Source organism: Streptomyces sp. NBC_00464, assembly GCF_036013915.1.
Lineage (GTDB): Bacteria > Actinomycetota > Actinomycetes > Streptomycetales > Streptomycetaceae > Streptomyces.
Genome location: NZ_CP107899.1, coordinates 7,014,951 through 7,034,617, shown reverse-complemented (window position 1 = coordinate 7,034,617; position 19,667 = coordinate 7,014,951). Strand labels below are relative to the sequence as shown.

The following is a 19,667-nucleotide window of genomic DNA, read 5'->3' as shown; positions in this document are numbered from 1 at the left end:
ATGGTGTGGCAATGCACACACCCTCAGCAGGCTCTCTTGTCCGGTTCCTCCTTGGCTCAGGGCGGTGCCGTGCGTCAGGATCATCGCCATGGACCTCCTGAACACGCTGGTGGACAAGGGGCTGCGGCGCGAGCTGCCGACCCGTGAAGAAGCGCTCGCCGTGCTGGCGACCCCGGACGACGAACTGCTCGATGTGGTGGCCGCGGCCGGAAAGGTGCGCCGTCAGTGGTTCGGACGGCGGGTGAAGCTGAACTATCTGGTCAATCTCAAGTCCGGGCTCTGTCCCGAGGACTGCTCGTACTGCTCCCAGCGGCTGGGATCCAAGGCCGAGATCCTGAAGTACACCTGGCTGAAGCCCGACGAGGCGTCGAAGGCGGCCGCTGCGGGAGTGGCCGGTGGCGCCAAGCGCGTCTGCCTGGTCGCCAGCGGCCGGGGCCCGACCGACCGGGACGTCGACCGGGTCTCACAGACCATCGAGGCGATCAAGGAACAGAACGAGGGCGTCGAGGTGTGCGCCTGCCTCGGCCTGCTCTCCGACGGCCAGGCCGACCGGCTGCGGTCGGCGGGTGCCGACGCGTACAACCACAACCTCAATACGTCCGAGGGGACGTACGGGGAGATCACCACGACCCATACCTATGCCGACCGGGTGGAGACGGTGCACCAGGCACAGGCCGCGGGGCTCTCCGCGTGTTCCGGGCTGATCGCCGGCATGGGGGAGAGCGACGCCGACCTGGTCGACGTGGTCTTCGCCCTGCGTGAGCTCGACCCGGACTCGGTGCCCGTCAACTTCCTGATCCCGTTCGAGGGGACTCCGCTCGCCAAGGAGTGGAACCTGACGCCGCAGCGCTGTCTGCGCATCCTGGCGATGGTGCGGTTCGTCTGCCCGGACGTGGAGGTACGGCTGGCGGGCGGGCGTGAGGTGCATCTGCGCTCGATGCAGCCGCTGGCCCTGCATCTCGTCAACTCGATCTTCCTGGGCGACTATCTGACCAGTGAGGGCCAGGCAGGGCAGACGGACCTCGACATGATCGCGGACGCCGGCTTCGAGGTGGAGGGCGCCGGTACGACGACGCTGCCCGGGCATCGTACGGACGCGGGTGGCGGCTGCGGTTCGCATGCCGGCGGATGTGCGCCCTGCGGCGACGCCCCGGAGCCGGAGACCGCTCCCGTGGAAGCCGCCGAACCCCAGGCGGCACGCACGGATCTGGTGGCGGTCCGCCGTCGCGGCGCGGGTACGGATCTCGCACCCAATGCCTGAGCCGCTCTCCCCCGCCGGGCTGCGGGCCCTGGACCGGGCGCACGTCTGGCATCCGTACGGTCCCATGCCTGGCCGGCAGGAGCCGCTGGTCGTGGAATCCGCGTCCGGCGTACGGCTCCGGCTCGCCGAACCCGCGCACGGGCAGCGCGAGTTGGTCGACGGCATGTCGTCGTGGTGGTCGGCCGTGCACGGGTACAACCATCCGGTGCTGAACGAGGCGGCACGCGGCCAGCTGGACCGGATGAGCCATGTGATGTTCGGCGGGCTCACGCACGAGCCCGCCGTGCGGCTGGCCACGAAGCTGGTCGAGATCACCCCGGAGCCGTTGCAGCACGTCTTCCTCGCCGACTCGGGCTCGGTGTCCGTCGAGGTCGCCGTGAAGATGTGCCTCCAGTACTGGCATTCGGCCGGACGGCCGGCCAAGCAGCGTCTGCTGACGTGGCGCGGCGGATACCACGGGGACACCTGGCAGCCGATGTCGGTGTGCGACCCCGAGGGCGGCATGCACGAGCTGTGGTCGGGGGCGCTGCCCCGGCAGGTCTTCGCCGACGAGCCGCCGTCGGGCTTCGACGCGGAGCCCGACGCCGCGTACGCGGCACATCTGCGCGAGCTGATCGCGCACCACGCGGACGAGCTGGCCGCGGTCATCGTGGAACCCGTCGTGCAGGGTGCGGGAGGCATGCGCTTCCACTCGCCCGCGTACCTGCGGGTCCTGCGCGAGGCCTGCGACGCGAACGGCGTCCTGCTGGTGTTCGACGAGATCGCGACGGGCTTCGGACGGACGGGCAAGCTGTTCGCAGCCGGGCACGCCGGAATCTCGCCCGATGTGATGTGTGTGGGCAAGGCCCTGACCGGCGGCTATCTGACGATGGCCGCGACTCTGTGCACGACAGCGGTGGCCGAGGGCATCTCGCGCGGCGAGGTCCCGGTACTCGCCCACGGGCCGACGTTCATGGGCAATCCGCTCGCCTCGGCGGTGGCCTGCGCCTCGATCGATCTGCTGCTCGGCCAGGACTGGGAGCAGGAGGTCAAACGGATCGGAGCCGGTCTGCGCGACGGTCTGGCCCCGGCCGGGGAGCTGCCCGGAGTCCGCGACGTGCGCGTTCTGGGCGCCATCGGCGTCGTCCAGCTCGACCACGAGGTGGACATGGAGTCCGCGACGCGGGCGGCGGTACGCGAGGGAGTGTGGCTGCGGCCGTTCCGCGACCTCGTGTACACCATGCCGCCGTACGTCACGGGTGACGATGACGTGGCGCGGATCTGCCGCGCCGTGTGCGCTGCGGCGCGGGAGGGCTGAGATGGGCATTCTGGTGGTGACGGGGACGGGCACCGAGATCGGCAAGACGATCGTGACCGCGGCCGTCGCGGCGGCTTCCGCGGGCCGTCGGGTGGCGGTACTCAAACCGGCCCAGACGGGCCTGGAACCGGGTGAGCCGGGTGACGCCGCCGAGGTCGCACGGCTGGCGGGCCGTCATGTGACGGCGGTCGAACTGGCCCGCTTCCCGGAGCCGTTGGCGCCTGCGACCGCCGCGCGGCGGGCCGGGATGGCGCCGGTCAGGCCGTACGAGGTCGCCGAGGCCGCCGAGAAGCTGGCGACCGAGCACGATCTGGTACTGGTCGAGGGCGCGGGCGGGCTCCTCGTACGGTTCGACGACGACGGCGCGACCCTGGCGGACGCCGCACGGCTGCTGGCGGCGCCGGTCCTGGTGGTGGCGCCTGCCGGGCTCGGCACGCTCAACTCCACGGCGCTGACCTCGGAGGCGCTGCGTGCACGCGGGCTCGACTGCCTCGGGGTGGTGGTCGGCAGCATGCCCGCCGGGCCGGGCCTGGCGGAGCGCTGCAATCTGGCGGATCTTCCGGTGGCGGCGAATGCGCCGCTGCTGGGAGTGGTCCCTGCGGGCGCGGGATCCCTCGACCCGGTGGACTTCCGCGCCCGGGCCGGGAGTTGGCTTGCGGAGCGGTTGGGCGGGACCCGGCCGCCGGAATGACGGTGGGTGCCGCAGGACGGGGGTGCCCCGAAGAGGCAGAATCGAGGTAGCCGAACCTTTCCGGCCGAGCGGGGCGGCGGGGCGTACACCCGCACCCCGGCCCGCGCGGACCGGCCCGTCGAGGAGGTCCGTCATGCGGTTGCGGAGCACGAAGGTCCAGAGGGATGCGGTGCACCACCCCGTCTTCGCCCGTTGCTACGCCCGCCTGAGTGTGGCCGCGGAGTCCGCGGCGGGCATGGCCGGGGTGCGGGCGGAGCTGCTGTCGGGACTGTCGGGACGGGTCATCGAGATCGGGGCGGGCAACGGGCTGAACTTCGCCCACTACCCCCCGGCGGTGTCCGAGGTGGTGGCGATCGAACCCGAGCGCACGCTTCGGCAGTTGGCGGTGCGGTCCGCGCTGCGCGCGGGAATCCCGGTGGACGTGGTGCCGGGTACGGCGGAGGCGCTGCCGGTGAAGAGCGAGGCGTTCGACGGAGCCGTCGCCTCGCTCGTGCTGTGCACCGTACGCGATGTGCAGCAGTCGCTCGCGGAAGTCCGACGGGTCCTGCGGCCGGGTGGCGAGTTGCGCTTCTTCGAGCACGTGCGGGCCGATGGCCGGGTCATGGCCGCCACCCAGCACGCACTGGACCGGACCGTCTGGCCGCTGATGGCCGGTGGATGTCACACCTCGCGCGACGCGCTCGCCGCGATCGAAGCGGCCGGCTTCGTGGTGGAGACGTACCGGAAGGTGAACATGCCGGAGGGCGGCATCAGGCTTCCCACGTCCTCGTGCGTGCTGGGTGCGGCACGACGGTCGACCGTGGTGGACCGGCGGCGGGAGGGACTCCGCTGACGGCCACGGACACGCACGGCGGATTGCCACCCGCGCCGAGCAGGGCGTAGGGCGGGTTGTCGCCAGCCGCGCACCGGTGTGGTCACGACGTCCCGGTCACAGGCTCCACTGGCGCAGCTCGTCGGCGATGGCCCGGACGTCCGCCTTGCCCTCCTTGACCAGCAGCGCCAGATCGCGCACCTGTTCCGGCGAGGTGATGACCTTGAGTCCAGACGCGACGAGATAGGCGTAGGCCACGGCCGAGGCGAACATCGCGTTCGAGCGCTCCAGCGCGTGCACGTGCAGCAGCAGTTGCAGCAGTGCGGCGGCCCTGGAGTGCGGGTCGCTGTAAACGGGGCTGCCGAAGATCTCCGCCTCGTGCCGTGCGACCGCGGCAACCAGCGCGCCCCAGTCGGTGACCTGGGGGTCACCGGGGGTCTTGTGCTCGGCGACCATGAGCAGCCAGGAAAGATGGATCCGGAGGTTCAACGGGTGCCTTTGCGCTCCGGGCCGAACTCCTCGGCGAACACCGATTCGTACTGCTTCATGAAGTCGGCGGCGGCCTCGACGAAGGTGTGGCCGACTTCGCCCGCATCCTGTTTGACGAGTTCCTCTATGTAGCGGTTCACGCTCATCCCCCTCTGGAGCGCGCGTTGCCGCGCGGCCTCGGCGGTGGCCTCGTCCACTCGAACGTTGAGCTGCGTCTTGGGCACTCCCTCAAGCTAGCGCGGGATTGCTAGCACCGGCAAGGGGAACGGGACACGGCAAGGCCGAAGGCGGCCTTCCGGGACCGGCCTCCGCGCACTCCGCAAGTCCGGCGCAACGCCGCCACCTGGCATATCACCGCAATCGGCCGCCCCGGGCGTGGGGGCCCCGGCAGCCGTACCGTCGAAGCATGAATGACCGATACCGCACCCGGCCGCCCCCTCTTCCGAACAAGTGGTCATAATTCCTGGTCAGGCAGCCGAAGTCAGCGCAGTCGGCCACGTCCTGGCGGCGAACGCCTGCCAACCGACCAGATCTCGCGACGACTCATGGAGTGCACATTGAGTACGACGTTCCGTTCCCGTATCACCGCCCGGCTCGGGCGCACCTACCTGGCCAGGATCCAACGGCACGGAATCGGCTCCTCCACGATCAGGCTGCTGCCGGAGGAACTGCTCATGCTCCTGCGCCGCGACGGTCTCGATCCCGTGCGCCAGGTGGCCACGACCCGGGCGAGCGCCCCGGTGTCCAGGGTTTCACTGCCGTTCGGCATGGACGCCTGGGTGGTCACCGGGTACGAGGAGTCGAAGGCCGTACTCGGATCCGCCGAGGGGTTCAGCACCGACTTCGCCAACCTCGCGGGCAACGCCGGGATCGCCGCCGAGCAGAGCCCCGGCGGGCTCGGCTTCAGCGACCCGCCGGTTCACACGCGGCTGCGCCGCATCCTGACCCCGGAGTTCACCATGCGCCGCCTCCGGCGCCTGGCACCCCGGATCGAAGCGATCGTCGAGGAACGTCTTGACGCGATGGAGGCCGCCGGCGGCCCGGTCGACCTGGTGCACGAATTCGCTCTGCCCGTCCCTTCCCTCACCATCTGCGAACTGCTGGGTGTGCCGTATGAGGACCGGCACGACTTCCAGCAGCTCGCGATGGACCGCTTCGACCTCTTCGGCGGGACGACTGCGCCCTTCGGGGCCATGTCCGCTTCGCTGGACTATTTCAGGGAGGTCGTCAGGGCGCAGCGCCACAAGCCCGGGGACGGGCTGCTCGGCATGATCGTGAGGGAGCACGGGGACAGCGTCGACGACGAGGAACTGGCTGGTCTCGCCGACGGAGTCCTCACCGGCGGCTTCGAGACGACCGCCAGCACGATCGCGCTCGGCTCGCTGGTCCTGTTGCAGAACGAGGATGTCCTCGACCGGCTGCGCACGGACGACACGATGACCGCTCCGTTCGTCGAGGAGGTGCTGCGGTATCTCTCCGCGGTGCAGATGGCGTTCCCCAGGTTCGCGCGTGAGGACATCGAGATAGCCGGGGTGGTCATCCCACGCGGCGACATGGTGCTCTGCTCCCTGAGCGGCGCAAACCGCGATCCGTCGTACGTCACGGACGACGGAGGCTTCGACCCGCACCGCACCACCCCGGCCGGCCATCTGGCCTTCGGCCACGGCATCCACCGCTGCATCGGCGCCGAGCTGGCGCGCATGGAACTGCGCGTGGCGTACCCCGCACTGGCCAGGCGGTTTCCCGGCATGCGGCTCGCCGTGCCACCGCAGGAGCTCGGCTTCCGGAAGCTGTCGATCGTCTACGGCATCGAGTCACTCCCGGTGCATCTGCGCTGAGGCACCGGAGCCACCCCGCACGAACGAACGGCTTCGGAATTCGTTCGCCCATCCGGATGACGCTCTGCTTGGCTCGTCCCATGAGTGATCTCCGCATCCGCTGCGCCGCCCTCGCCGATGTCGACAACGTGTTGACGTTCTGGCGCGAGGCGGCAGAGGGAACAAGCATCAGTGATGACCGCGCCGGGGTGTCCCGGCTGATCGGCAGGGACCCGGAGGCCCTGCTCCTCGCCGAGCGGGACGGCCTGCTCGTGGGCACCGTCATCGCCGGCTTCGACGGATGGCGCTGCCACGTCTACCGGCTGGCAGTGCATCCCGGATTGCGCAGGCAGGGCATCGCCACGGCTCTGCTGGAAGCGGCGGACGCCCGCTTCGTCGCGCTCGGCGGCCGCCGGGCCGATGCCATGGTCCTGGAGGCCAACGAGCGCGCGCACCACGCATGGGCCGCGGCCGGGTACCACCGTGAGGACCACTGGCGGCGCTGGGTGAAGCCGCTCTGAGACAGGGACGGGGCGGGCCCGCCGGATCCGGGGTGGTCGTCCGGGAGCCGGACGACCACCCCGCCTCGCCACTTTGCCGATCCTTTACTATAGGTACTCCCCCGTCGATCCATAGGAAAGGTGTGAGCGTCCGTCCCATGGGCGAGCCTCCCAGTAGCCGATATCGCCGACATCGCGCGATCCTCGTGTCCCTGCCCGATCATGGGACGGAGGTGAACCGATGACCGAAGTGCTTCTGCTGCTCGTGGCGGTACTGCTCTCCCTCGCGTGCGGCGCTTTCGTCGCGGCGGAGTTCTCCCTGACCACGGTCGAGCGCGGCCAACTCGAACGGGCTGTCGAGCGAGGGGAGCGTGGCGCCGCGAGCGCCATGAAGGCGGTACGCAGCCTCACCTTCCAGCTCTCCGGGGCCCAGCTCGGCATCACCGTCACCAACCTGGTCGTCGGCATGCTCTCCGAGTCGTCCATCGCGAAACTGATCCGCGGCCCGGTCGAGGCCGTCGGACTGTCGCCCAGCGTGTCGTCGTCCGTGGCCCTGGTCATCGGCACCGCTCTGTCCACCGTGTTCCTCATGGTGGTCGGCGAGCTCGTCCCGAAGAACTGGGCCATCTCCTCGCCCCTCACCGTGGCGAAGAAGGTGGCCACCCCGCAGCGGGCCTTCACCGCTCTCTTCCGGCCCTTCATCAGCCACCTCAACAACACGGCCAACCACATCGTGCGCCGCTTCGGACTCGAACCGGCCGAGGAGCTGGCATCCGCCCGTAGTCCGCAGGAGCTGGTGGCGCTGGCCCGGCACTCCGCCAAGGCGGGCGCCCTGGAGGCCGACACCGCGGAGCTCTTCGTCCGCACGCTCAATCTGGCGGAGCTGACCGCGGAGAACGTGATGACTCCCCGGGTCCAGGTCACGGCACTCGACGTGCAGGCGACAGCGGAGGACGTCGCCAACGCCACCCGGGCCACCGGACTGTCCCGGTTCCCCGTGTACCGGGGCAGCCTCGACACGGTCGTCGGCGTCGCCCACATCAAGGACGTCCTGGCCATCCCCGCCGAGCAGCGGCCTCGCAAGCGGGTCTCGGACATGCTTCGCGAGCCACTGCTCGTACCGGAGACCCTGACCGTGGACCGGCTGCTCGACCGGCTCTCCGGCAAACTCGCGATGGCGGTCGTCATCGACGAATACGGCGGCACGGCGGGCGTCGTGACGCTGGAGGACATCGTCGAGGAAGTCGTCGGCGAGGTGCGGGACGAGCACGACCCGCACGAGACACCCGATCTCGCACCGGCCGGCGAGGACGCCGACGGACGCACACTGTGGTCGGCCGACGGCGCGGCCCGCACCGACCAGCTGGAGACCATCGGACTGCGTGTGCCGGACGGACCGTACGAGACCCTTGCCGGGCTGATCGCCACGGAGGTGGGCCGCATCCCCGCCGTAGGTGACACGATCGAGCTGGCCGGCTGGCGGATCGATGTGGTGGACGCCTCCGGACGCCGCGCCGCACGGGCGCTGCTGCATGCGCCGCTGCCCGGTTCGGACGAGCCGTCGGAGGACGAGCGATGACCGCTGTACAGCTCTTCATCGGGCTGATGACCCTGGTCGTGAACGCCTTCTTCGTCGGTGCGGAGTTCGCGCTCATCTCCGTGCGGCGCAGCCAGATCGAGCCGCAGGCCGAGGAGGGGAACCGGCGGGCGCGCAGTGTCATCTGGGGCCTCGAACACGTCTCGGCGCTGCTCGCGGCGGCGCAGCTGGGCATCACGCTGTGCACCCTGGTCCTCGGTATCGTCGCCGAACCGGCCATCGCGCATCTGCTGGAGCCTGTTTTCGACGCCGTGGGGGTGCCGCACGGGCTGGTCCATCCGATCTCGTTCGTGATCGCGCTGTCGGTGGCGACCTATCTCCACATGCTGCTCGGCGAGATGGTGCCGAAGAACATCGCGCTGGCCGAGCCCGTGAAGACCGCGCTGCTGCTCGGGCCGCCGCTGGTGACGCTGGCCCGGACACTGCGTCCGGTGATCTTCGCGATCAACGCCTTCGCCAACGCGCTGCTGAAGCTGTTGCGGGTGGAGACGAAGGACGAGGTGTCGGCCACGTTCTCGGACGACGAGCTGGCCCGGCTCGTCAAGGACGCGGGCGACGCCGGGCTGGTCGACGACCGCGCCGCCGAGCGACTGCACCATGCGCTGGAACTGGGGCGCAGGCCGGTGCGGGATGTGGTGCTGCCGGTGGACCGGGTGATGTACACGAGGGTCGGGACGACGCCCGAGGAACTGGAGCGGCTCTCGTCCGAGACGGGGTTCTCGCGGTTCCCGGTCATGGACAGCGAGCAGCGGATCCTGGGCTACCTCCATGTGAAGGACGCCCTCGACGTCACACCCCGCGACATGCCGTTCCCGGTGACCGCGATGCGTCCGATCGCCCGGGTTCGGGCGGCGACGCCGCTCGATGACGTACTGACCGCGCTCCGGCGCAGCCGTACGCACCTGGCGGCCGTCCTCGACGAGGACGACCGGCTGGCCGGCATGGTGACGATGGAGGACGTGCTCCGCGAGCTGGTGGGCCGGCCTCAGCCGCGCTGACCGCGGCTCCCGAGCCCGGTTCCGCGCCCCTCTCGGGGTGCGGAACCGGGCTCGGGTCCGGGGACGGTGCTGCCGCGGTCTTCCGCGAACGGTGGGACCGCACCGCGATACGATCGCAGAGCCATGGAAATAGATGCCAAATACACTAGTCTCGTCGCGGTAGGCGATTCGTTCACCGAGGGCATGTCGGACCTGCTGCCCGATGGTTCGTACCGGGGCTGGGCCGACGTTCTCGCCACCCGGCTGGCCACCCGCACCCCCGGATTCCGGTATGCCAATCTCGCCGTGCGCGGAAAGCTCATCGGTCAGATTGTGGACGAGCAGGTGGACGTGGCGGCAGCCATGCAGGCGGACGTGGTGACACTGGTGGGCGGTCTCAACGACACCCTGCGGCCCAAGTGCGACATGGGCATGGTCCGCGGTCGTCTGGAAGAGGCCGTGGAACGTCTCGCGCCCTCGTGCAAGAAGCTGGTCCTGATGCGCAGTCCCGGTCGCAACGGACCGGTGATGGAACGGTTCCGGCCGCGGATGGAGGAGCTGTTCTCCCTGGTAGACGACCTTGCCGCCCGGCACGGTGCGGAGGTCGCCGACCTGTACGGGGCACCCGTACTGGGCGACCCCAGAATGTGGGACGTGGACCGGCTGCACCTGACCGCCGAGGGGCATCGCCGGGTGGCGGAGGCGGTCTGGCAGACGCTGGGGCTGCCCCCGGAGAACGACTGGCAGGCGCTGTTGCCCGTGGCAACCCCGCCGCGCTGGACCACCCGGCGCGTCGACGACGTGCGCTTTGCCCGCCGGCACCTGTTCCCCTGGATAGGACGGCGTCTGACCGGACGCTCGTCGGGCGACGGCCGTACGGGAGCGCAGTTCAGCACCGAGCTGGGGCGGCCCTTCTGGGTCACCCCCGTGGACGGCAAGGCCCCGGGCCCCGTCGCCACGTGGCGACGGGTGGACGCCGGCGAGTAGCCGAGCCACCGATGACGGATGCGCCCGGGCACATGCGTCCACGTCCGTGCGCTCACACACGCTCGTGCGAGTACGAGTGCGCGTACGAGTGCGAGTGCGAGTGCAAGTGCGCGTACGCCCGCTCGCACTCGTAGCAACGCACAAACCGGGGGCGGCGCCGACCTGCACAAACCGCCAGTAGAATCTGGACACGTGACTGCTGTGTCTGCGAAGCCTCGCATCCCCAATGTCCTGGCCGGCCGCTACGCCTCTACGGAGCTGGCTGTCCTCTGGTCCCCCGAGCAGAAGGTGAAGCTGGAACGTCAGCTGTGGCTGGCGGTGCTGCGCGCCCAGAAGGACCTCGGGATCGAGGTACCCGACGCGGCCCTCGCCGATTACGAGCGCGTCCTCGACCAGGTCGACCTGGCCTCGATCGCCGAGCGCGAGAAGGTGACCCGGCACGACGTCAAGGCCCGAATCGAGGAGTTCAACGCCCTCGCCGGCCACGAGCAGGTCCACAAGGGAATGACCTCCCGCGACCTGACGGAGAACGTCGAGCAGCTCCAGATCCGACTGTCGTTGGAACTGATGCGCGACCGCACGGTGGCGGTCCTGGCCCGGCTCGGCAAGCTCGCCGGTGAGTACCGCGAACTGGTCATCGCCGGCCGGTCCCACAATGTCGCCGCTCAGGCCACAACGCTCGGCAAGCGCTTCGCCACCGCGGCGGACGAGCTGCTGGTGGCCTACGGACGGCTTGAGGACCTGCTGGGCCGCTACCCGCTCCGCGGAATCAAGGGCCCCGTCGGCACGGCCCAGGACATGCTCGACCTGCTGGGCGGGGACGCCGCGAAGCTCGCCGAGCTGGAGCAGCGCATCGCCGGACACCTCGGCTTCGCGCAGGCCTTCACTTCGGTCGGCCAGGTCTACCCGCGCTCGCTCGACTATGACGTGGTGACGGCCCTGGTGCAGCTGGCCGCGGCCCCTTCCTCGGTCGCGAAGACCATCCGGCTGATGGCCGGCCACGAACTGGTGACCGAGGGCTTCAAGCCGGGCCAGGTCGGCTCGTCCGCCATGCCTCACAAGATGAACACCCGCTCCTGCGAGCGCGTCAACGGCCTGATGGTCATCCTGCGGGGTTACGCGTCGATGACCGGTGAGCTGGCGGGCGACCAGTGGAACGAGGGCGATGTGTCCTGCTCCGTGGTCCGCCGGGTGGCACTGCCGGACGCGTTCTTCGCGTTCGATGGTCTGGTGGAGACCTTCCTGACGGTGCTCGACGAATTCGGTGCGTTCCCCGCCGTCGTCGCTCGCGAGCTGGACCGTTACCTGCCCTTCCTCGCCACGACCAAGGTGCTGATGGGCGCGGTTCGCGCCGGTGTCGGCCGCGAGGTCGCCCACGAGGCCATCAAGGAGAACGCGGTCGCGTCCGCGCTCGCGATGCGCGAGCAGGGCACGGAGCGCAACGAACTGCTGGACAAGCTCGCGGCAGACGAGCGCATTCCGCTCGACCGCGCGCAGCTGGACGAACTCATGGCTGACAAGCTCTCCTTCACGGGCGCTGCGGGCGATCAGGTCACCGCGCTCGTCGGCCGGATCGAGGAGATCACCAAGCAGCACCCGGAGGCCGCCGGTTACACACCGGGCTCGATCCTCTGATGCACCGGACCACCGACCGGTGACACCCGAACAGCTTCTGGCCGCCCGCGACCGCATTGTTCCCGATGTGGTCTCGGGCGGCCTGCGCGTACTGTTCTGCGGAATCAACCCGAGCTTGATGACAGGTGCCACGGGCCATCACTTCGCCTTCCCCGGTAATCGTTTCTGGCCGGTGCTCCTTCTCTGCACTTCACTCGTTCGTGTTATGCCTCGCAGGTAGTTCGTCAATGAGTCTCCTGATTCGGTTTCAACGGCTCAGGCCGGTGGCCGCAGCCGGGATGGGAAAGGGGCTGCGGCCGTAGGCCGGAGCCGGTAACGTTCTGAACGTGCGTTGATCTTCAGGGCGGCGGCATTGCGGCCGTCGCAGACGGAGTGACCGCTCTCCCGTCGGTGTGGCGGCGAGGGCTGTTCGGCCTGTGCAGTCCGTCCAACTCACTGGAGATCACGGCATGATTCCCAAGCTGACCTATGAGGCGTTGCTCGCCCGCGCAGCAACCGACCCCGCAGTCGTCGGACTCGTCCTCAAGGGCTCTCACGCTCACGACGGCATGGCCACCGAGCATTCCGACCGCGATGTGTACGTCATCGTGGCAGAGGGGCTGGATACCGGCCTTTTGGATCTCGACGGTCACCGTTCCGCTGAGGTCGATGTCGTCGTCACCACGGTCGACGATTTCCGTCGGCTCGGCGGCTATGAGCGTTATGCCCTCAGTCGCGCCCAGATTGTGATCGACCGGCTCGACGGCGAAATCGCCAAGCTCGTCGCTGCCAAGGGGCAGCTTGACAGCGACGAGGCGTTTCAGGCGGCGGCTGGTTGGCTGGATGCCTATGCCAACTCTCTGTATCGATCAGTCAAGAACGCCCGAGACGGCCACCTGCTGGCCGCCCGTCTCGACGCAGCCGACAGCGTGGGCTTCCTCCTGGACCTGTTGTTCACGCTGGATCGTCGCCCGCGTCCCTATAACAAGTACCTGGAGTGGGAGCTGGAGAGATTCCCCCTGCCGGGATGGGAAACAGGCATGCTTCTGGACGCGATCGGACGGATCTCGGGGACTGGTGACCTGGACTTCCAGCGGCGGCTCTTCGGACGGGTCGAGGCCGTGACACGAAAAGCCGGCCTCGGGCCCACGCTGGATGCCTGGGGCGAGGATCTGCTGTTGATGCGTCCGGGGCCGGACCACCGGCCGAAGTGATCATTCTTTGCCCCCCGTCGCGCGGGGCCGGGGCTGCGGGATGCCCAGATCGACGGCGGGACGTCGTGTCCGGCGTTGGGTTTCGTCGCGCTTGGCGCGGAGGAAGGTGAGTGTGAGGTTGATGCCCTCGACCTCACCAAGCCAGTTCTCTTCCTCGGCCCGCCGTAGGCGGGCGAGGAGGTCGGCTTCGAGTTCTTCGAGGCGGCCGAGCATCTTCGGGCTGATGTGGAGCACCGGGCAGCGGATGCATGCGTGTTCGTGTTGGCAGGGGGTGCCGTAGGGACGTCCGCAGGAGCCGAGTTCGACTTTGCGCCGGTCGAAGTGTTCCTCGAATTCGGACCACTCCTCGTTGGTCGCGTCGCGGTACTCGCCTTGGGGACGGATATGGCGTCGGTGCTGGAGGTGCTCCTGGTAGTGGCGGACGACGTCCTCGTCGAAGACCGCGACGTATCCACGAGTGGTTTGGATGTTGAGGTGGCCCAGCAGGGCGGCGCCGATGTGGATGGGCAGTCCGCTGTTGACGAGTTCCGTCGCGAAGATCCTTCGGAAGTCGTGCGGGGTGAACTTCAGCCCTCGGAATTCGTGGTGCGTCTCGGCGAGCTGTTCGCAGAGCCTGGCGAGCATGACCTGGAAGGTCGCGCTGCTGAAGACCATCGGGGTCGTGCCGTTCTGCCGCTGGAAGAGGAACGGCATCGGTGCGCTCCACACCTTGTCGTGGTAGTCGAACCGGCTGACCAGCGGGATCGGCCGGCCGGTGCGGGTGTGGCGGCGGATGACCGAGGCGACGACGTGGAAGAGCTCGGCGGACATCGGGATGACGCGCTCGCGGTCGGTCTTCGAGGGCGCGATGACCAGGAGCGCGATGACCTCGCCGTCTGCCCGCTGATATTGGCGGATGCCCAGGTGGGTCAGTTCGCAGAGCTCTTCGATGCGCACGCCTGAGTGCCGCAGGGTCTCGACCGTGGCCCATTCCCAGAAGGCGGCCTCCTCATCGGTGCCGATGTGGATGATCCGCCCGCTGTCGACCTCCCGGACGCGGGTGGGGACCGCGTCGCCGTGACGCAGGAACTTACGGTCTGATTCGCTGATGACGCGCCGGTACTCGGTGCCCTCATGGGTGAACACCTCGTCCTCGGCGGCCTTGTCGGCCCGTTCCAGCAGCAGGCGGGCCCGGTCGTATCGGGTCTCGACGTGGTTGACCAGCAGCGGAAGCAGCGGCTGGCGCTGACGGGTGCGGTCGGCGGAGCGCTCGTTGACGCGCCGGCGCCGGGCGCCCAGCCCGCGCAGTTCAGCGGGAGGGACCGGGCAGGGGGCGACCCAGACCGCCCAGCGTTCGGGCTCCTCGGCGGCCCAGGTGTGCAGGTCGTAGTAGAAGCTGCGCAGTGCGATGACGATGCTGTCCTGGCCGACGCGGGGCTTGCCGTCGTCCTTGACGGTGATCATCTGGCGCCAGGTCGTGTAGTCCTCCGGTGAGATCCGCAGGTCGGTCTGGTCCGGGTTGATCGTTTCGATGTTCTTCCAGAAATGGCGGGTGAGCTTGCAGATGAGGTCCTTGAGGGTGGCGTAGTCGGTGTCGGCCTTGCGGCGGGCGAAGTAGTTGATGAGCAGGCCGCGCACGGCCTGGTTGGAGATCTCGTACTGATCGACGAGTTCCTCGATGCTGCGCTGTCCGCGCAGCAGGGCGGCCCGCATCGACTCGGGCGTGGAGGGAGGAAAGTGCCCCATCGCGTGCAAGACGTTCCAGACGCCCCGGCCGATCAGGCGGTTGGACACCGGACTGCCCGGTTTCAGGCTGGAACGTGCCTTCCGGTTCTCATGGGTGAAGTGCAGCAACGCGGCCGGGGTGACATCGCTGAGGGCGACGCCCTGGATGGTCAGCAGCATGCACAGCTCGTTGATCGCGTCGCGGCGGTGCACCTGGCGGAACTGGTGGGCGCGCACCTGCTCGGCGTATTCGTGCAGGAGCGGATCCTCCTGGGCGGCCATGAACATCGCCCCGTAGTTCGGCAGAGGATTGCGCCGGAAGGCGAGCGGTGTCGGCTGGATGACTCGCAGGCAGTACAGAGCCCGGATTCCAGCGACGACGCCGTTGCCCGTAGTCCGGCGCGATCCCACCTCTTCCGCAGCGATCTGCCCCTGCCCCAGCGGGCTGGCGTCCCATCGCTCCTGCCACCTCTTCCCGGGGAAGGTGAGGAGGTACTCCAGCAGCACGCGCGTGGAGTCTTTCCAGTTCAGGCGGGTGGCGCGGGGCCTGTCGGGCCAGATCGAGGAGGAGCCGGCCACCTGCGACAGGGCTGAGACGGAGGCGGTTGCAAACTCTCCATGCGGCCGCGGAGGCGTAGCCGCGACGGCGGGCTCCGGTGTGATTGGGCCGCCGACGAAGCGGCTGGGGAACTGGAGGCCCTCGGCGACCGGGCCGTGGCGGCGGCTGAGGCCGGTGGTACGGAGCTGCGTCTCAGGCACCGAACACCGCCGCGATGTCGTCGGCGGCATAGCCGGTGGGGTAGCTCCGCTCAATGCGCGGGGCGTTGTAGTGCTCGGTGAGCTTGTCGAAGATCTCCTCGACGCGGACCGCCAGGTAGCGGCTGGTGGTCTGGATGTTGGCGTGGCGCAGGACGGCCTGGACCTCGGGCAGGGTGAGCTTGCCGCCGTTGGCCATCCGGTTGGCGGCGGTGTGCCGCAGGTCGTGCAGGGTCCAGTTGGTGCCCAGTGCCTCGTTGGCGCGCTGGAGGACGCGGCGCATCGCCCAGTAGGACATCGGCCGGTCCGCCCCGCGACGGGTCCGCCACAACGGCCCGTCCGTCGGCGGGGTGCCGATCTCATCGAGGTAGCGGGCCAGGCGCACGAACGCCTGCGGCGAGGCCGGAACCGCCTGGCGTTCCCGCGTGCCCTTGGAGATCACGTAGATCTTCTGGCCCGCCCAGTCGAGATCGCCGATGCCGACGCCGAGCAGTTCCTCGGCGCGGGCGCCGCTGGAGACGTAGAACTCCAGCAGAGCGCGGTCGCGCTCGCAGCCCATGCGCTCGAACAGCTCGTCCCACAGCTGGTCGGGGATCGACCGGGGCGGTCGGTCGGCGACCTTCTGCCGCAGCCGGGCCCGGCCGAGCACCGGCTTGGGCTCCAGCGGGCTGCGGTGGGCCAGCGCCCGGCGACGCTGCGGCGAGACGGGGACCGGGTTGGTGACCGGACCGTTGCCCTGGTGGGCGTGGAACTCGTAGAACCCGCTGACCACCGACAAGGCGTGGTTGATCGTCCGCGGTGCGTACCCGGCCCGCAGCACCGGCTTCCCGGTCCGCAGATTCACCGAGCCCGGGGCCGGTCCGTCCGCCGATTTCCGTCGGCGCTGCGGGTTCACCGCCGAGCGCAGCCAGCCGGTCAGAGCAGCCGTCTCGGCCTCGGTCGCCTTCTCCCAGGTCACACCGAGCAGCCACAGCAGCCGGAACCAGCGCAGCAGCCCGTACCCGTAGCTGCGGACCGTCAGCGGACTGCTGTCGTTGAGGGCCAGGTCCCGCAGGTACGCGGTGACCGGCTTGATCTCGTCGTCGTACCCGTTGACGACGATGTACGGCGGATGGACGCCTCGCGCCGGGAGCACAGCCCCGACGCGGGGAATATCCGCCCGTCCCTCCATGAGTTCGTGTCGCAGGTCCACTTCCACTCTCCTCGTTGATCTCGGGGACCGTCACCGCGATCAACGAGAAGAGATGGTGCAGATAACGGTGCATCGGTCGGGGTTCACCCCGCGGCAACTGAAGCCCTGCGAGCAGTCCGAACTGCTCCTCCACGGACTGGGCATCACCAATGTGGTCGCCCGAGCCACAGCCCGGGCCGACGAACTGTCAGCTGAGGAATTCCGCGCCGGAGGCCGGCTCCTCACCTCGAAGGTCGAGGAGCTGCGACCACAATGGCTGGCCGTCGTCGGGATCACGGCCTACCGGACGGCATTCGGCGAGCGACAGGCCCGCATCGGGCCGCAGGACCGGCGGATCGGCGGGGCCCGCGTCTGGGCGCTGCCCAACCCCAGCGGCCTGAACGCCCACTGGACCATCAGCTCCATGGCCGATGAGTACGGACGTCTCCGGTCGGCCGTCGACTCGGACCCCACGAGCCCCACCACTGAGGCCTGACGACCGAACGCGCCTTCCGGCGGCGCTGTCGCGCCGGACACACGTCCGTCGCGACAGCGCCGCCGACGCCCGACCTCCCTGCCGGAACGGTCCCGGGCCCCCGTTGTCAGACAGCGCCACGACCCCAGCAGGGCCGGACCCGGCACAGGCGCGGGACGGGCACTGCCCCAGGGACTCAACGGGGTGAATCGCGCCTCACGCTACGGCTACGCTCCTGCACGCCCCTGCACGCCCTCATGCCTTCATGCCCGCAGCACCTCGCGCATGCCCTGGCCCCGCACTGCTACCCCGCCCCGCCGCCCCGCGACAGAACTCACGGAGGATCGATCTCCGTCACCACCACGCTGAGCTCGCACCCGAGGCCCTCCTCCTCCAGATACAGCGCCAGGGCGATCCACCGACTCTCTATGTTCCAGAGCCGGAGATACTCACAGCCCGCAATGGTTTCGGCCCACGGGTCGGGTATCTCCTCACCCGACATCATTCGCTCCTGGGCACTCCACAAGCTGATCAACTGCGGCTCGCCCCAGCGTGCGCCAAGCACGGTGATCAGGGCCTCATGCTCCGCGAGACACTGCGCACGGTGCTCCAGCCGCCCCACCTCGTCATCGTCCCAGTGATCGTCGTCGGCGTGCAAGGACGCCCTGTGGTAGCCGGGCCCGCTGACTCCCGAACCCGATCGGATGTGATCCGCGGGAAACTCTCGGGTGCGCATCCCGTCGATGAGGCGGAGGTGATGTGCGGTGGTCATGCCGTCAGTAAACCGTCCGGCACTGACAACGGGGCCCTCGCCCTCCAGTGTGAGACGTTTTCAGCTGCCCTTCGGCCACCGCCTCGATCACCGCCTTCGGCTTCCACCGCCGGGTTCCGATAGTCGAGCGGGCTTCGCCACTCCCGACATACCTGACATACCTGTGAGCAGCTGACCGAGCCCACGAGGCGCTGAACGCAGGAGCAGGGCTTCTGGGTTCCCGCGGACGGATCCGTCCTATGGCTGAAAGTACTCCGACATCAAGCGGCTCACCCATTCCGGCTGTTGGATGTTCACTGCGCAAAACTCCGCCATCGTCGGCTTCAGGTCGATGACCGGGGTGCCGGAGACCGCGTCGAGGCCCACCACCGTCAGTTCGCGGCCATCGACGGATTCGATGGCGCAACACGTCACCCCGATGCGGTTCGGCCTGCGGGGGCCGCGGCCGGCGAAGACACCAACGGGCGGGAGGTCGGGGCGGCCGCGATACGGGTGGGGCTCACGGTAGTCGGCGCTTTCCGGGAACCGGTCGAAGACGAAAAGGACCTCCACGTGGGAGAAGCCCTCCAATCCCTGGAGGCACGCATCGCCGAAGCGCTCGTCGACGGTGATCGTGCTGCGGACGGAACCCCAGTTGTCCGTGTGCTGGACGTCCGTCCGGTCGTTGCGGACCGTACCTATCGGTGTGACCTCGAAGCGTGACATGGAAAGGTTCTATCTCCTCGGCCGGCCGCGTCGTGCCCAGATGAAGACAAGCATGTTCGATCAACTGAACACGGCGCCCGAACGGCACCAACTAGGCATCTCTGCGTCGCAGTGCCCACCATCCGGCCAGCAAGGCCACTCCGGCCCACGCAGCCGTAACACATAGCCCCGTCCAGGGCCCCAGGCTGCTGTCCGGATGCTGGTGCAGCACCAGCTGTCCGGCTCGATCAGGCAGATAGTCAGCCACTCCGCCTGCGATGTCTCCGACGACGAACGAAACGATCAAGATGAATGGGATGAGCAGGCTGAGCACAGCAACCGCGCTGCGAAAAAGGACTGTCAGCCCAGCGGCGAAGAGAGTCATCAGAGCGAGATATATGCCGCTGCCGACGGCGGCCCTCAGAGCGCCGGGTTCTCCCAGCCCGATGGCGTACTCCCCCATGAACAACTGCCCGACCAGAAACGAACTGAAGCTCGTGACAAGGCCTACGGCAAGAGCTGCTCCTCCGATGAGCGACATCTTGGCTGTGTAGAAGAGGGTGCGGCGCGGAACCGCAGCCAGCGACATGCGCAGCGCGCCGCTGACGTACTCGGACGAGATCGCTGTCGCTCCAAAACTTATGGCCGCGATCTGACCGAAGTTCAGAGCGTAGAAGGCACCGAACACGAGGTCGGCATCCGCATTGTCCGCCTCGGCCTGTCCGACAGTGGCGAAGGTGAGCACCGTGACGGCCATCGTGGCGAGGAATACAGCCGTCAGGGATCCGGCGACGGAGCGCACCGATCTGATCTTGATCCACTCGGAGCGCAGAACTGCGGTGGTCGACAT

18 protein-coding genes and 2 pseudogenes are annotated in these 19,667 nt (G+C 68.9%); 13 read left to right on the top strand and 7 right to left on the bottom strand.

All coding sequences use genetic code 11. The features are described 5' to 3' along the window. The first annotated feature begins 88 nt into the window (after positions 1-88). The 4 genes from bioB (at position 89) to OG912_RS31615 (ending at position 4,081) form a co-directional block, all read left to right on the top strand. A complete protein-coding gene (bioB, locus tag OG912_RS31630) occupies positions 89-1,261 on the top strand; it encodes a biotin synthase BioB (protein ID WP_327712297.1) in 1,173 nt (390 codons plus the stop codon). Beyond that, entirely contained in the window at positions 1,254-2,558 is a 1,305-nt protein-coding gene (locus tag OG912_RS31625) for an adenosylmethionine--8-amino-7-oxononanoate transaminase (RefSeq protein WP_327712296.1), read from the top strand. The genes bioB and OG912_RS31625 overlap by 8 nt, the downstream gene beginning before the upstream one ends. Before the next feature lies 1 nt (position 2,559). After that, positions 2,560-3,249, top strand: a complete 690-nt coding sequence (gene bioD, locus OG912_RS31620; RefSeq protein WP_327712295.1) for a dethiobiotin synthase — start codon at positions 2,560-2,562, stop codon at positions 3,247-3,249. Between the two features lie 133 nt (positions 3,250-3,382). Next, a complete protein-coding gene (locus OG912_RS31615; protein WP_327712293.1) occupies positions 3,383-4,081 on the top strand; it encodes a class I SAM-dependent methyltransferase in 699 nt (232 codons plus the stop codon). Between the two features lie 96 nt (positions 4,082-4,177). Here OG912_RS31615 and OG912_RS31610 read toward each other — a convergent pair whose 3' ends face one another. Together OG912_RS31610 and OG912_RS31605 are read right to left on the bottom strand one after the other, a co-directional pair. Next, the gene (locus OG912_RS31610; RefSeq protein ID WP_327712292.1) at positions 4,178-4,549 is read right to left on the bottom strand and encodes a fic family toxin-antitoxin system, toxin component; all 372 of its coding nucleotides are present in this window, start codon (positions 4,547-4,549) and stop codon (positions 4,178-4,180) included. Further along, entirely contained in the window at positions 4,546-4,773 is a 228-nt protein-coding gene (locus OG912_RS31605; RefSeq protein ID WP_030921856.1) for a hypothetical protein, read from the bottom strand. Before OG912_RS31605 ends, OG912_RS31610 begins: the two co-directional genes overlap by 4 nt. A 333-nt stretch (positions 4,774-5,106) precedes the next feature. Between OG912_RS31605 and OG912_RS31600 the strand changes: the two genes are divergently transcribed. From OG912_RS31600 to OG912_RS31565, 8 genes and pseudogenes are all read left to right on the top strand, one after another. Continuing rightward, positions 5,107-6,387, top strand: a complete 1,281-nt coding sequence (locus OG912_RS31600; protein ID WP_327712291.1) for a cytochrome P450 — start codon at positions 5,107-5,109, stop codon at positions 6,385-6,387. Between the two features lie 80 nt (positions 6,388-6,467). Next, positions 6,468-6,887 (top strand): GNAT family N-acetyltransferase, encoded by a 420-nt coding sequence (locus OG912_RS31595; RefSeq protein ID WP_327712290.1) that lies wholly within the window; start codon positions 6,468-6,470, stop codon positions 6,885-6,887. Positions 6,888-7,107: 220 nt separating this feature from the next. Then, a complete protein-coding gene (locus OG912_RS31590) occupies positions 7,108-8,445 on the top strand; it encodes a hemolysin family protein (RefSeq protein WP_327712289.1) in 1,338 nt (445 codons plus the stop codon). After that, positions 8,442-9,461 carry a hemolysin family protein gene (locus OG912_RS31585; RefSeq protein WP_326734829.1) on the top strand — a complete coding sequence of 340 codons (1,020 nt, stop codon included), beginning with the start codon at positions 8,442-8,444 and terminating at the stop codon, positions 9,459-9,461. Before OG912_RS31590 ends, OG912_RS31585 begins: the two co-directional genes overlap by 4 nt. 123 nt (positions 9,462-9,584) lie before the next feature. Continuing rightward, complete coding sequence (locus OG912_RS31580; protein WP_327712288.1) at positions 9,585-10,427, top strand: SGNH/GDSL hydrolase family protein; 843 nt, start codon at positions 9,585-9,587, stop codon at positions 10,425-10,427. 192 nt (positions 10,428-10,619) lie between these two features. Continuing rightward, positions 10,620-12,062, top strand: coding sequence for an adenylosuccinate lyase (gene purB / locus OG912_RS31575; RefSeq protein ID WP_326734831.1), 1,443 nt, complete (start codon positions 10,620-10,622; stop codon positions 12,060-12,062). A gap of 19 nt (positions 12,063-12,081) precedes the next feature. After that, a pseudogene (locus OG912_RS31570) lies at positions 12,082-12,240 on the top strand (uracil-DNA glycosylase family protein); the annotation flags it as partial. A 271-nt stretch (positions 12,241-12,511) separates the two neighbouring features. Continuing rightward, the gene (locus tag OG912_RS31565; protein ID WP_327712287.1) at positions 12,512-13,255 is read left to right on the top strand and encodes a hypothetical protein; all 744 of its coding nucleotides are present in this window, start codon (positions 12,512-12,514) and stop codon (positions 13,253-13,255) included. Here OG912_RS31565 and OG912_RS31560 read toward each other — a convergent pair whose 3' ends face one another. Both OG912_RS31560 and OG912_RS31555 read right to left on the bottom strand, forming a co-directional pair. Further along, on the bottom strand, positions 13,256-15,718 hold the full coding sequence (locus OG912_RS31560) for a tyrosine-type recombinase/integrase (RefSeq protein ID WP_327712286.1): 2,463 nt from the start codon (positions 15,716-15,718) through the stop codon (positions 13,256-13,258). Then, a complete protein-coding gene (locus OG912_RS31555; RefSeq protein ID WP_327712285.1) occupies positions 15,711-16,907 on the bottom strand; it encodes a tyrosine-type recombinase/integrase in 1,197 nt (398 codons plus the stop codon). The genes OG912_RS31560 and OG912_RS31555 overlap by 8 nt, the downstream gene beginning before the upstream one ends. 67 nt (positions 16,908-16,974) lie before the next feature. Between OG912_RS31555 and OG912_RS31550 the strand changes: the two are divergent. Then, a pseudogene (locus OG912_RS31550) lies at positions 16,975-17,382 on the top strand (mismatch-specific DNA-glycosylase); the annotation flags it as partial. A gap of 313 nt (positions 17,383-17,695) precedes the next feature. On the opposite strand, the gene OG912_RS31545 reads toward OG912_RS31550, so the two are convergent. The 3 genes from OG912_RS31545 to OG912_RS31535 all read right to left on the bottom strand — a co-directional run bounded on the left by OG912_RS31545 (position 17,696) and on the right by OG912_RS31535 (position 19,667). Next, entirely contained in the window at positions 17,696-18,133 is a 438-nt protein-coding gene (locus OG912_RS31545) for a hypothetical protein (RefSeq protein WP_327712284.1), read from the bottom strand. 237 nt (positions 18,134-18,370) lie between these two features. Further along, positions 18,371-18,838, bottom strand: coding sequence for an SAM-dependent methyltransferase (locus OG912_RS31540; protein WP_327712282.1), 468 nt, complete (start codon positions 18,836-18,838; stop codon positions 18,371-18,373). 91 nt (positions 18,839-18,929) lie between these two features. Next, on the bottom strand, positions 18,930-19,667 hold the full coding sequence (locus OG912_RS31535; protein ID WP_327712281.1) for an ABC transporter permease: 738 nt from the start codon (positions 19,665-19,667) through the stop codon (positions 18,930-18,932).

What these genes read in the sequence shown, in the direction of transcription:
- OG912_RS31590 (WP_327712289.1), top strand. Translation starts at nt 7,108, where the DNA reads ATGACCGAAGTGCTTCTGCTGCTCGTGGCGGTACTGCTCTCCCTCGCG.
- OG912_RS31580 (WP_327712288.1), top strand. Translation starts at nt 9,585, where the DNA reads ATGGAAATAGATGCCAAATACACTAGTCTCGTCGCGGTAGGCGATTCG.
- OG912_RS31585 (WP_326734829.1), top strand. Translation starts at nt 8,442, where the DNA reads ATGACCGCTGTACAGCTCTTCATCGGGCTGATGACCCTGGTCGTGAAC.
- bioD (WP_327712295.1), top strand. Translation starts at nt 2,560, where the DNA reads ATGGGCATTCTGGTGGTGACGGGGACGGGCACCGAGATCGGCAAGACG.
- OG912_RS31545 (WP_327712284.1), bottom strand. Translation starts at nt 18,133, where the DNA reads ATGACCACCGCACATCACCTCCGCCTCATCGACGGGATGCGCACCCGA.
- OG912_RS31625 (WP_327712296.1), top strand. Translation starts at nt 1,254, where the DNA reads ATGCCTGAGCCGCTCTCCCCCGCCGGGCTGCGGGCCCTGGACCGGGCG.
- OG912_RS31615 (WP_327712293.1), top strand. Translation starts at nt 3,383, where the DNA reads ATGCGGTTGCGGAGCACGAAGGTCCAGAGGGATGCGGTGCACCACCCC.
- OG912_RS31540 (WP_327712282.1), bottom strand. Translation starts at nt 18,838, where the DNA reads ATGTCACGCTTCGAGGTCACACCGATAGGTACGGTCCGCAACGACCGG.
- OG912_RS31535 (WP_327712281.1), bottom strand. Translation starts at nt 19,667, where the DNA reads ATGTCGACCACCGCAGTTCTGCGCTCCGAGTGGATCAAGATCAGATCG.
- OG912_RS31565 (WP_327712287.1), top strand. Translation starts at nt 12,512, where the DNA reads ATGATTCCCAAGCTGACCTATGAGGCGTTGCTCGCCCGCGCAGCAACC.
- OG912_RS31595 (WP_327712290.1), top strand. Translation starts at nt 6,468, where the DNA reads ATGAGTGATCTCCGCATCCGCTGCGCCGCCCTCGCCGATGTCGACAAC.
- bioB (WP_327712297.1), top strand. Translation starts at nt 89, where the DNA reads ATGGACCTCCTGAACACGCTGGTGGACAAGGGGCTGCGGCGCGAGCTG.